Source organism: Mycobacterium sp., from assembly GCF_039583805.1.
In the GTDB taxonomy this organism is placed as follows: domain Bacteria; phylum Actinomycetota; class Actinomycetes; order Mycobacteriales; family Mycobacteriaceae; genus Mycobacterium.
Genome location: NZ_JAVKSH010000108.1, coordinates 1 through 11,893, shown reverse-complemented (window position 1 = coordinate 11,893; position 11,893 = coordinate 1). Strand labels below are relative to the sequence as shown.

Annotated in this window: 11 protein-coding genes; 3 read left to right on the top strand and 8 right to left on the bottom strand. The window is 69.8% G+C overall.

Annotated features, from left to right (window positions below; translation table 11 throughout):
• Positions 1–75: 75 nt before the first annotated feature.
• Positions 76–1,851 (bottom strand): protein translocase subunit SecD, encoded by a 1,776-nt coding sequence (gene secD / locus ABDW21_RS14025; protein ID WP_343710588.1) that lies wholly within the window; start codon positions 1,849–1,851, stop codon positions 76–78.
• A 79-nt stretch (positions 1,852–1,930) separates the two neighbouring features.
• Complete coding sequence (gene yajC, locus ABDW21_RS14020; protein WP_343710587.1) at positions 1,931–2,269, bottom strand: preprotein translocase subunit YajC; 339 nt, start codon at positions 2,267–2,269, stop codon at positions 1,931–1,933.
• Between the two features lie 91 nt (positions 2,270–2,360).
• Here yajC and ABDW21_RS14015 point away from each other — a divergent pair, with 91 nt between their 5' ends.
• From ABDW21_RS14015 to car, 3 genes are all read left to right on the top strand, one after another.
• Positions 2,361–3,041 (top strand): nitroreductase family protein, encoded by a 681-nt coding sequence (locus ABDW21_RS14015; RefSeq protein WP_343710586.1) that lies wholly within the window; start codon positions 2,361–2,363, stop codon positions 3,039–3,041.
• A 389-nt stretch (positions 3,042–3,430) separates the two neighbouring features.
• The gene (gabT, locus tag ABDW21_RS14010) at positions 3,431–4,771 is read left to right on the top strand and encodes a 4-aminobutyrate--2-oxoglutarate transaminase (RefSeq protein ID WP_343710585.1); all 1,341 of its coding nucleotides are present in this window, start codon (positions 3,431–3,433) and stop codon (positions 4,769–4,771) included.
• 205 nt (positions 4,772–4,976) lie between these two features.
• Positions 4,977–8,492: a carboxylic acid reductase gene (gene car / locus ABDW21_RS14005; protein WP_343599487.1), complete on the top strand. Its 3,516-nt coding sequence runs from the start codon at positions 4,977–4,979 to the stop codon at positions 8,490–8,492.
• 103 nt (positions 8,493–8,595) lie between these two features.
• Here car and ABDW21_RS14000 read toward each other — a convergent pair whose 3' ends face one another.
• The 6 genes from ABDW21_RS14000 to ruvC all read right to left on the bottom strand — a co-directional run bounded on the left by ABDW21_RS14000 (position 8,596) and on the right by ruvC (position 11,809).
• Positions 8,596–8,892 (bottom strand): hypothetical protein, encoded by a 297-nt coding sequence (locus ABDW21_RS14000; protein WP_343599485.1) that lies wholly within the window; start codon positions 8,890–8,892, stop codon positions 8,596–8,598.
• Between the two features lie 7 nt (positions 8,893–8,899).
• A complete protein-coding gene (locus tag ABDW21_RS13995) occupies positions 8,900–9,310 on the bottom strand; it encodes a PIN domain-containing protein (protein WP_343599520.1) in 411 nt (136 codons plus the stop codon).
• Positions 9,311–9,314: 4 nt separating this feature from the next.
• Entirely contained in the window at positions 9,315–9,548 is a 234-nt protein-coding gene (locus ABDW21_RS13990; protein WP_343599483.1) for a DUF1778 domain-containing protein, read from the bottom strand.
• A 79-nt stretch (positions 9,549–9,627) separates the two neighbouring features.
• Positions 9,628–10,671 (bottom strand): Holliday junction branch migration DNA helicase RuvB, encoded by a 1,044-nt coding sequence (gene ruvB, locus ABDW21_RS13985; RefSeq protein ID WP_343599481.1) that lies wholly within the window; start codon positions 10,669–10,671, stop codon positions 9,628–9,630.
• On the bottom strand, positions 10,668–11,258 hold the full coding sequence (ruvA, locus tag ABDW21_RS13980) for a Holliday junction branch migration protein RuvA (protein ID WP_343599480.1): 591 nt from the start codon (positions 11,256–11,258) through the stop codon (positions 10,668–10,670). The genes ruvB and ruvA overlap by 4 nt, the downstream gene beginning before the upstream one ends.
• On the bottom strand, positions 11,255–11,809 hold the full coding sequence (gene ruvC / locus ABDW21_RS13975; RefSeq protein ID WP_343599478.1) for a crossover junction endodeoxyribonuclease RuvC: 555 nt from the start codon (positions 11,807–11,809) through the stop codon (positions 11,255–11,257). The genes ruvA and ruvC overlap by 4 nt, the downstream gene beginning before the upstream one ends.
• Positions 11,810–11,893: the final 84 nt, after the last annotated feature.

Below are 11,893 nucleotides of genomic sequence, written 5' to 3'. Positions count from 1 at the left end.
TCTGGGGTTGTCGGGGTGATCTCCACGGCGGCGGTCGTGTCCTCGGTTCCGGTGTTCGCGTCGGCGGCCATCTCGCTATCCCCGTCCTGTTGCCGCGGCGCGCCGTTCCCGCGCGACCTGCTGAACCGCCCCCAACCCGTTGTAGGTGGGCTTGGCCAGGGTCGCGGACTTGGATGCCAGGTAGACCAGCGGCCAGGTCACCAGGAAAACGACGACGAGGTCGAGAATCGTGGTGAGGCCCAGGGTGAACGCGAACCCCTTGACCTGACCGATGGCCAGGAAGTACAGCACCGCGGCGGCCAGGAAGGTCACCGCGTTGCCCGACACGATCGTTTTGCGGGCCCGCGCCCACCCGCGCGGAACCGCCGAGCGGAACGAGCGGCCTTCGCGGATCTCGTCTTTGATGCGTTCGAAGAACACCACGAACGAGTCGGCGGTGGTGCCGATACCGATGATCAGGCCCGCGATGCCGGCCAGATCCAGGGTGTAGTCGATGTAGCGGCCCAGCAGCACCAGGATTGCGAAAACCATTGCACCGGAAGCCACCAACGACAGGGCCGTCAGGAAACCCAGCACCCGGTAGTAGGCCAGCGAATACAGCAGCACCAGGGCCAGGCCTATCGCGCCCGCCATCAACCCGGCCCGCAACGACGTCAATCCCAATGTCGCCGAGACGGTTTCGGCTTGCGATGATTCGAACGACAACGGCAACGACCCGTATTTGAGCACATTGGCCAGCTGGCGTGCGCTGCTGGCCGTGAACGGCGGGTCGCCGCCGGTGATCTGGGTTCGGCCGCCGGGAATCGCCTCCCGGATCTGCGGCGCACTGACCACCTGCGAGTCCAGGGTGAACGCGGTTTGGGTGCCGATGTGGGTGGCGGTGAAATCCGCCCAGACGTTGGCCGCCGCACTCTTGAACTGCACGTCGACGACGTAGGCCCCGCTGCGCTGGTCCAACCCCGACGTGGCGTTGGCGATCTGGTCACCGCTGATGATCGACGGCGCCAGCAGGTAGGCGGTCTTGTGGTCGGCCGAGCAGGTCACCAGCGGCAACGCGGGATCGTCGTTGCCGGCCAGGATGTCTTCCTGGTCGCACCGGGTCGCCTCAAACTGGAGCGCCAGGAACTGGATTCCCTGGTTTGTGTTCTGCCGCCACTGTTTCTCCTTGGCGATCCGCTCCGCGAGGTCCTTGCGGGGGTCAGGCGGCCCTGGCTGCACCGGTGGCGGCGCCTCTTCGGCGGTCGGCGCGGGGCTGGGTGTGGGCGGCGGGTCCTGCGGGTAGGGCCGCGGCTGCGCCGGCGGCGCGGTCTGCTCGCCCGGGGCCGGCGCAGATCCGGGAGCTCCGCCCACCCGGCCCGGCGCCGGACCGGGTGGCGCCTCGGCGGGCTGCCCGGCCGGCGCCGAGCCGGGTGAACCGGGTGCTGCCGGGGCCGGCTGTGGCTTGGGGTTGCGCGGCGGCGGGGCGGCCTGCGCCGGCAACGCATTGATCACCGGCCGGATGTACAGCCGCGCGGTCTGCCCCAGGCTGCGGGCCTCGTTGCCACTGCTGCCGGGCACTGTGATGACGAGGTTGTCGCCGTCCACGACGACCTCCGAGCCCGAGACGCCCAGGCCGTTGACCCGGGCGCTGATGATTTGCTGCGCCTGCGACAGCGCGTCGCGGGTCGGCGCCGAGCCGTCCGGCGTCCGTGCGGTCAACGTGACCCGGGTACCGCCTTGCAGGTCGATGCCGAGCTTGGGCGCGGCCCGCTCATCCCCGGTCAGGAAGACGAGCAGATACACCCCGATGAGCAGCACCAGGAAGACGCTCAGATAGCGGGCGGGGTGCACCGGCGCCGAAGGCGCTGCCACGTCGTTAGCCTCCTACATTGACCTACATTGACGATCAGTTCGACGGCACCCGCAAAGGGTACGTGCCGCCGGACCGCACTCAGTCCCTGGGCAGTCGGTCCGGGTCGGGCGCGGTCAGCTCCGCGTCGTCCGGGTCACCATCGCCGGCCTCGGGAACCTCCGGTTCGATGCGGTCCCGGATCGCCAGCTTCATCCAGGTGGTCACCACGCCGGGCGCGATCTCCAGGTCGACGGTGTCGTCGGTGATCCCGGTGATGCTCGCCTGCAGCCCGGCAGTGGTGTGCACCCGGTCGCCGACCCGCAACGAGTCGTGCAGGTCGATGGTGGCCTGCATCGCACGCCTCTGCCGCCGCGACGTCAAGAACATGAACACCGCCAGGACGATCACCAGCGGCATGAAGACGAGCAGTTGGTTCATGACCGCAAGTGTGCCATTGCGCCGGAGGCCTTGACGCGGCAGAGCGCAGGTGAGACAACGGCCCTATGACTCTCACCCGGGCGACCGATTGATGGACCTCGACAACGCGTTGCGCACCACCGGCTCGGTCCGGGACTTCACCGACCAGGCGGTGGAGGACGCCGTCGTCGCGCGGATCCTCGACACCGCCCGGTTCGCGCCCAGCGGCGCCAACGCGCAGGCCTGGCGGGTGGTGGTCGTCAAAGACCCCGACAAGCGCCGTCGGCTCCGCGACCTGTACCTGCGCGGCTGGCACGACTACCTGGCCATGGCCGTGGCGGGCCTGCGGCCCTGGGCGCCGACCAACGACCGCGACGCCGAGGAGCGCGCGGTGCGGGCGGCGGCGGGCCAGGCCACGCCGGCCGGCCCGGGCTTCGCCGAAAACCTGCACACCGTTCCGGTCCTGCTCGCCCTGTTCGCCGACCTGTCGTTGCTGGCGGCGGTGGACCGCGACGCCGACCGGTACTCCTTCGCCGGCGGCGCGTCCGTCTACCCGTTCGCGTGGAACCTGATGCTGGCTGCGCGCGGCGAGGGCCTCGGCGGGGTGATCACGACGATGGCGATCCGGGAGGAACACCAGGTGAAAGTTCTGCTGGGGGTACCCGACCCATTGGCGCTCGCCGCGGTGATCGCTCTGGGATATCCGGTCCGCCAGCCCCGCCGGCTCAACCGCGCCCCGGTGGCCGCGTTCACCACGGTCGACTCGCTCGACGGGCCGGCGTTCGGGCGCTGATGACGCGCCGAACGTGAATCTGTTGCGAAATTTTCGGCGGATTTTCGCAGTGGTTTCACGCTCGCCGCGGCAGACGGGCACACATCACCAGACGAACGGGAGTCGCCGCTCGGTGCGCCCACAGTGGTCCGCGTAGCCCGGCAGATCGCGCTGCAGCAGTTGCCTGCTCCTCAGCGATGATGCGCCGCCGATAAGCCCGGCCCCGCAGCGCGCCGACGTCGCGGGCGCGTATCCGGTAACAATCCATCCGGTGGTGCCCTGATCGGTCGGCGCAGTGCGACCCCGGGCCGTACTGGGACCCGACAACCAACCTCTGCCGGCCGCTGGGCGCCGGACCGCCGGCCGGGTGAGCAGTTTCAGCCCGGCAGGTCGCGGAATAGGCTGGCCACGTGTCTGCCGTCGAACAGAGCCGCCACCTCGCCACCGACATACCCGGCCCGGCGTCGCGGGAACTGGCCCGGCGCCGCGCGTCGGCGGTGGCCCGGGGCGTCGGCAGCACCATGTCGGTCTACGCGGTGCGCGCGGCCGGCGGCATCGTCGAGGACGTCGACGGCAACCGGCTGATCGACCTGGGGTCGGGCATTGCCGTCACCACGATCGGCAACTCCGCGCCGCGGGTCGTCGACGCGGTCCGGGCACAGGTCGCCGACTTCACCCACACCTGCTTCATGGTCACCCCGTACGAGCAGTACGTCGCCGTCGCCGAAGCGCTCAACCGGATCACCCCCGGCTCGGACGACAAGCGCACCGTGCTGTTCAACTCCGGCGCCGAGGCGGTGGAGAACGCCGTCAAGATCGCCCGCTCGCACACCGGCAGGCCCGCGGTGGTGGCCTTCGACCACGCCTACCACGGCCGCACCAACCTCACCATGGCGCTGACCGCCAAGTCGATGCCCTACAAGAGCGGTTTCGGGCCGTTCGCGCCGGAGATCTACCGGGCACCCCTGTCGTATCCGTTCCGGGACGCCCTGCTGAACAAGGAGCTGGCCACCGATGGCGCGTTGGCCGCCCAACGCGCCATCGACGTCATCGCCAAGCAGGTCGGCGCCCACAACCTGGCCGCCGTGCTGATCGAGCCGATCCAGGGCGAGGGCGGCTTCATCGTCCCCGCCGAGGGCTTCCTGCCGGCGCTGTCGGACTGGTGTCGCGCCAACGGTGTCGTCTTCATCGCCGACGAGGTGCAGACCGGATTCGCCCGCACCGGCGCGATGTTCGCCTGTGAGCACGAGGGTATCGAGCCGGACCTGATCTGCCTGGCCAAGGGGGTGGCCGGCGGTCTGCCGCTGTCGGCGGTGACCGGCCGCGCCGAGATCATGGACGCCCCGCACGTCAGCGGCCTGGGCGGCACGTTCGGCGGCAACCCGCTGGCCTGCGCGGCGGCGCTGGCCGCCATCGCGACCATCGAAAGCGACGGACTCGTCGAGCGAGCGCGGCAGATCGAGCTGCTGATGACGGACCGGCTGCGTGCGTTGCAGCGCGCCGACGACCGGGTCGGCGACGTCCGCGGGCGCGGCGCGATGATCGCCGTCGAGCTGGTCAAACCCGGCACCGGCGAACCCGACGCCGCGCTCACCGCCGCGGTGGCGAAGGCAGCCCACGCCGCCGGGGTGATCGTGTTGACCGCCGGCACGTTCGGCAACGTGCTGCGTTTCCTGCCGCCGCTGACCATCAGCGACGAGCTGCTGTCCGAGGGTCTCGACGTGCTGGCGGGGCTACTGGCAAAGCGGTGAGGGCGTGTTGGCGTTCGGCGCCGACAACGGCCACATCTGCCGCAGAAGCTCCCCGAGCAGGGGCACGCCGCTGCGGTGGCCCATCTCACGGACATCGACGGCCGTACCCGATGCCGGAATACTATTAGCTTTGCTAACGTAGTTTCCGGCAGGCGCAATGGCGCGCCGGTCATCGTTCCCGCCCCCCGCGTTTCGAGGTTGTGCCATGCCGACTGATCTTCCTGACGAGCGGCTCGCGCGTCGCATCGACGAGTTGTCCGATACCGACCCCCAGTTCGCCGCCGCCCGGCCCGACCCCTCCGTCGCAGCTGCTCTCGACCGACCCGGTCTTCGCTTGCCCGGGATCGTGCGGACCGCGCTGGAGGGCTATGCCGACCGCCCCGCGCTGGGACAGCGGGCGGTCGAGTTCGTCAGCGACCCGCAGACCGGCCGCACCTCGACACGGCTGCTCCCGACATTCGACACCATCACCTACCGCCAGCTGGGGAATCGCCTCGACGCCCTGGCCGGGGCGTGGACCGACGACGGCCTGCAACCCGGCGACCGGGTCGGCATTTTGGGGTTCACCAGCGTCGACTACACCGTCATCGACGTCACGCTGGCCCTGATCGGCGCGGTCTCGGTGCCCCTACAGACCAGCGCGGCGCTCACCCAGCTGCTGCCGATCGTCGCCGAGACCGAGCCGCGGGTGCTCGCGACGAGCGTGGACCACCTGCCCGATGCCGTCGAGCTGATCGTGAGCGGTCACCGCCCCGCACGGCTCGTCGTCTTCGACTACCGGCCCGAGGTCGACGATCACCGCGAAGCCGTCGAGCAGGCCGCGGCGCGGCTGGCGGACAGCGCGGTGGTCGTGGAGACGCTGGCCGACGTGCTGGACCGCGGAAAGACGCTGCCGGGCGTGTCGGTCGAGGTGCCCGACGACGCTCTGGCGCTGCTGGTCTACACCTCCGGCAGCACCGGCGCGCCCAAGGGTGCGATGTACCCGCAGGGCAACGTCGCGAAGATGTGGCGTCGGTCCAGCCGCAACTGGTTCGGGCCCAGCGCCGCCTCGATCACGCTCACCTTCATGCCGATGAGCCACATCATGGGGCGCGGCATCCTCTACGGCACCCTCGGCAACGGCGGAACCGCCTATTTCAGCGCCACAAGCGACCTGTCGACGCTGTTGGAGGACCTCGCCCTGGTGCGCCCGACCGAGCTGAACTTCGTGCCGCGGGTCTGGGAGATGCTGCATCAGGAATTCCGCGGCGACATCGAGCGTCGCTGCGCCGCCGGCGCCGACCCGGCGGCGGCGGAAGCCGACGTGCTCGCCGAGCAGCGCGAGCACCTCCTGGGGGGACGCTTCATCTGTGCGATGACGGGCTCCGCTCCGATCTCCGCGGAGCTCGCGGCCTGGGTCGAGTCCCTGCTGGACATGCACCTGCTGGACGGCTACGGCTCCACCGAGGCCGGGATGGTGCTCTTCGACGGGGAGGTGCAGCGGCCGCCGGTGATCGACTACAAGCTGGTCGACGTCCCGGACCTGGGCTACTTCGACACCGACAAGCCCTACCCGCGCGGCGAGCTGCTGCTCAAGACCGAGAACATGTTCCCCGGGTACTACAAGCGCCCGGAGATCACCGCCGGGGTGTTGGACGCCGACGGCTACTACCGCACCGGCGACGTGGTCGCCGAGGTCGGCCCGGACCGGCTGGTCTACGTCGACCGTCGCAACAACGTGCTCAAGCTGGCGCAGGGCGAGTTCGTCACCGTCGCGAAGTTGGAGGCGGTGTTCGGCAACAGTCCGCTGGTTCGGCAGATCTACGTCTACGGCAACAGCGCGCACCCCTACCTGCTGGCGGTGGTGGTGCCCACCCCGCAGGCGCTGTCCCGTTTCGGCGCCGACGAGCTCAAGCCGATGCTCGCCGAGTCGCTGCGGCAGGTCGCCAAAGACGCCGGGCTGCAGTCATATGAGGTGCCGCGCGACTTCCTGATCGAGGCCGAGCCGTTCACCCTGGAGAACGGCCTGCTGACCGGCATCCGCAAGCTGGCGTGGCCCAAGCTGAAAGCCCACTACGGCGAGCGGCTCGAACAGCTCTACGCCGAGCTCGCCGAGGGCCAGGACAACGAGCTCAGCGACCTGCGCCGCCACGGCGCCGGCCTGCCGGCGCTGTCGACCCTGAGCCGGGCCGCCGCGGCGCTGCTGGGCGCGTCGAGTAGCGACCTGACCCCTGACGCGCACTTCACCGACCTGGGCGGAGACTCGTTGTCGGCGTTGACATTCGGCAACCTGCTGCACGAGATCTTCGGCGTCGAGGTGCCGGTGGGCGTCATCGTCAGCCCCGCATCGGACCTGCAGTCGATCGCCGACTACATCGAGGCCGAGCGCGCCGGCACCCGGCGGCCGACCGCCGCCTCCGTGCACGGCCGCCCCGAGCCCGGACAGGTGATCGAGATACACGCGGCCGACCTCACGCTGGACACGTTCCTCGACGCCGAGACGCTGGCCGCCGCGCCGAGCCTGCCGGCTCCGGCCGGCCAGGTTCGCACCGTGCTGCTCACCGGAGCCACCGGCTTTTTGGGCCGCTACCTGGCCCTGGAGTGGCTGCAGCGGATGTCGCTGGTCGGCGGCACGGTGATCGCTCTGGTGCGGGCAAAGGACGACGCCGCCGCCCGCGACCGGCTGGACAGGGTGTTCGGTATCGGCGACCCCACCGGCGACCCGACGCTGGTGGAGCACTACCGCGAGCTGGCCGCCGATCACCTGCAGGTGCTCGCCGGCGACAAGGGCGAGGCGAACCTCGGGCTGGACGCGGCGACCTGGCGGCGGCTGGCCGACACCGTCGACCTGATCGTCGACCCGGCCGCGCTGGTCAACCACGTGCTGCCGTACAGCGAGCTGTTCGGCCCCAACGTGGTGGGCACGGCCGAGCTGATCCGTCTGGCGTTGACCACCACGCTCAAGCCCTACACCTACGTGTCGACGATCGGGGTGGGCGACCAGATCCCGCCGGGGACGTTCACCGAGAACGCCGACGTGCGGGTGATGAGCCCGACCCGGCGGGTCAACGACGACTACGCCAACGGCTACGGCAACAGCAAGTGGGCCGGCGAGGTGCTGCTGCGCGAGGCCCACGACCTCGCCGGACTGCCGGTCGCAGTGTTCCGCTGCGACATGATCCTGGCCGACACCAGCTACGCCGGGCAGCTCAACCTGCCGGACATGTTCACCCGCATGGTGCTGAGCCTGGTGGCCACCGGGATCGCGCCCGGCTCCTTCTACCAGCTTGACGCCGAGGGCGACCGTCAGCGGGCGCACTACGACGGGCTGCCGGTCGAGTTCATCGCCGAGGCGGTCGCCACGCTGGGTGTGCCGGACGGGTTCGCGACCTACCACGTGATGAACCCCTACGACGACGGCATCGGGCTCGACGAGTTCGTCGACTGGCTCATCGACGCCGGGTATCCGATCCAGCGCGTGCCCGACTACGGCGACTGGGTGCAGCGCTTCGAGACGGCGCTGCGCGCCCTGCCGGAGCGGCAGCGGCAGGCCTCGCTGTTGCCGCTGCTGCACAACTACCAGAAGCCTGCGGCGCCGATCTGCGGGTCGATCGCCCCGACCGAGAAGTTCCGGGCAGCCGTGCAGGACGCGAAAATCGGCCCGGACAAGGACATTCCGCACGTCACGCCGGCGGTGATCGTCAAGTACGTCACCGATCTGGAGCTGCTCGGGTTGCTCTGACGAGTTGCTGGGCTCAGCGCCCGTAGCGAATCGGGCATGCCGAGGCGGCGAGCATGTTCTCCGATCAACACCGCACGTCCGGCCAAGACGGGACGCAGCCCTCCTACGGTCTGCGGCCGGCGGGAATCCGCTGCAGATCGCGCCAAAACGCATCGTTGACAAATCGGTTGAACAGATCCGGCGTACCGGCCCGCTCGTCGAACTCGGTGACGTCGTAACCGACGCGGCCGAAGTCGTATTCGAACGCCGGCTCACCGATAACGCGGTAGGTCGCGTGCAGCGTCTGGGCCGGGCCGGAGGTCAGGGCCTCGTACTGGACAAGCAGCAGTCGGTCCCGGTGCCGGCTGTCGTGGCGCTCATGGTAACCAGTCGGCGAACACAACAGCGCCGCGGCCAGCACCGCGAAGTCAGCCGGGGATAATTTCGAAACGGGTGCGACCGTGAAGGCGATAAACCTGAAAGTCGCGGTCCAGTGTGAAGATTCGCCGTTCACCGCGTTCTTCGGCCAGCGCTACAAGCGTGGCGTCGGCGAGGTCCATCGGCCGGTCGCCATATTTGGCCATCAGTGCGGCGCTGCGTTCGAGCACAGCGGGCGAGAGGTCTGCGATGTCAAGCCGACCGCTTAACAGCAACTTCCACAGTGCTTGTCGCCCGGCTGCACCACCGGCTCGGCCCAGCAGATACATCGCCTCGGTGAACGCCGGCCAGGTGGTGACCAAGGGCAACGTCAGGGTCCGCAGTGCCAACACGCACGTCTCATGGTCGGCTTCGTCAGCGTCGATCATCGCGATCAGCGGACCCGCATCGATGAGGGTCACCGGACTAGCCGTCGGCGAGGATATCGGTGAACGCCTCACCGGTCCGGCGAGCCGTCCCGCCGCCACCGTGGATCACTCCGAGTACGTCGGTGAAGTCCTCGTGACCACCGCTGCGCAATAGTGCGTCAGCGCGTTGGGCGGCCGCGCGCCGAATGAACTCTGAGAGCGACTCTCCGGCGATCACCGCAGCACGCTGCAGCCGCACTTCCAGTTCGGGACTCAACCGAAGGGTCTTCACGCCCCCAAGGTAACACGCTGAGCACCGAACGTGATACCGAGGGCTGGACTTGGGTTATCGACTTGGCGCATGACGCCGCTCAGTCGAAGAGGCCTGGTTGGCCCACGCCGGCCGCCCCGGCCGGCGGGGTCATCCCCAGATGCGTCCAGGCCTGGGCCGTCGCGACCCGGCCGCGCGGGGTGCGCGCGATCATCCCGGCGCGCACCAGAAACGGCTCGCACACCTCCTCGACGGTGGCGGCCTCCTCCCCGACCGCCACCGCCAGCGTCGACACCCCGACCGGGCCGCCGCCGAAACTGCGGGTCAGCGCCGACAAGACGGCGCGGTCCAGCCGGTCCAGGCCCAGCTCGTCGACGTCGTAGACCGCCAGCGCCGACTTGGCCACGTCGCGGGTGATCACCCCGTCGGCACGCACCTCGGCGAAGTCCCGCACCCGGCGCAGCAGCCGGTTGGCGATCCGCGGCGTGCCCCGCGAACGTCGGGCGATCTCCGCGCCGGCGTCGGCACCCACCTCGATACCCAGAATGCCGGCCGAGCGGGCCAGCACCCGCTGCAACTCGGCGGGCTCGTAGAAGTCCATGTGCGCGGTGAACCCGAACCGGTCCCGCAGCGGGCCAGTCAACGCCCCGGACCGAGTCGTGGCCCCCACCAACGTGAATGGCGCCACCTCCAGCGGAATCGACGTCGCCCCAGGACCTTTGCCGACGACGACGTCGACGCGGAAGTCCTCCATCGCCAGATACAGCATCTCCTCGGCGGGCCGGGCGATGCGGTGGATCTCGTCGATGAACAACACGTCGTGCTCGACGAGATTGGACAGCATCGCCGCCAGATCCCCCGCGCGCTCCAGCGCCGGCCCCGACGTGACCCGCAGCGACGACCCCAGCTCGGCGGCGATGATCATCGCCAGCGACGTCTTACCCAGCCCCGGCGGACCCGACAACAGAATGTGATCCGGTGTGCCGCCGCGCCTTTTGGCGCCCTCGATCACCAGCTGCAGCTGTTCACGCACCCGCGGCTGGCCGATGAATTCGGCCAGCGAGCGGGGCCGCAGACTCGCGTCGACATCACCCTCACCGACGGTCAAGGCGGCCGACACCTCACGTTCGTCGGGCTCGCTCATTTCTTCCCCAGCATGGACAGGGCCGCGCGCAGCGCTGTGGAGGTGGTCGCGCCGGCCCCGTCATCGCGGAAACCGGCCAGTACCTTCTCGGTGGCGTCCTCGGCCTGTTTGACCGCAAATCCAAGTCCCACAAGGGCTTCCACTACCGGGCCACGCACCGCATGCCCGTTGGCCCGCGCTTCGGGTGCGGCACCCACCTTGTCGCGCAGCTCGAGCACCATCCGCTCGGCGCCGCGCCTGCCGATGCCCGGCACCCGGGTCAGCGCCGCGACATCGCCGTCGGCCAGCGCTCGGCGCAACGCGGGCGCGTCGTAGACCGCCAGCGTCGCCAGCGCGATCTTGGGTCCGACCCCGGAGACCCCGAGCAGCGTCGTGAACAGGTCGCGGGCCTGCGCGTCGGCAAACCCGTAGAGCGTCATCGAGTCCTCGCGCACGATCATCGCGATGATCAGCCGGGCTTCGGTGCCGCGGCGCAGCGTCGCCAGCGTCGACGGGGTGGCCATGACCTTGTAGCCCACACCGGCGGCCTCGATGACGGCGTGGTCCAGCGCCACGTCGAGCACCTCGCCGCGTACCGAGGCGATCATGTCGCGGCCTTGAGTTTCGCGCTGAACTTTCGGCGCTGCTCGGCGGCCTTGGCCTCGGCGGCGGCCATCCGGGCGATCATCGGGGCCCGCCAGCAGTGACAGATCGCCAGCGCCAAGGCGTCCGCCGCGTCGGCCGGTGTCGGTTTTGCTTGCAGCCCAAGGATTCTGGTGACCATCGCGGTCACCTGCGCCTTGTCGGCCCCGCCGTTGCCGGTGACCGCGGCCTTGACCTCGGACGGAGTGTGGAAGTGCACGTCGATGCCGCGGCGGGCCGCCGCCAGCGCAATCACCCCGCCGGCCTGCGCGGTGCCCATCACCGTCGACACGTTCTGCTGGGAGAACACCCGCTCGACGGCCAGCACGTCGGGATGATGGGTGTCCAGCCAGTGCTCGACGTGCTCGCTGATCGCCAGCAGCCGTTCTGCCAGCGGCATCCAGGACGGGGTGCGCACCACGTCCACGTCCAGCGCCACGACCTGTCTGCCGCGGCCGCCCTCGATCACCGACAGCCCGCAGCGGGTCAGGCCGGGGTCGACGCCCATCACGCGCACTTCCGAGCTCCCTCAGCTAGGGCGAACAGCTGTTCGATACCTTAGCGGGCGGCACCGACAACCGCCGGCAGGACACGCGGCGAC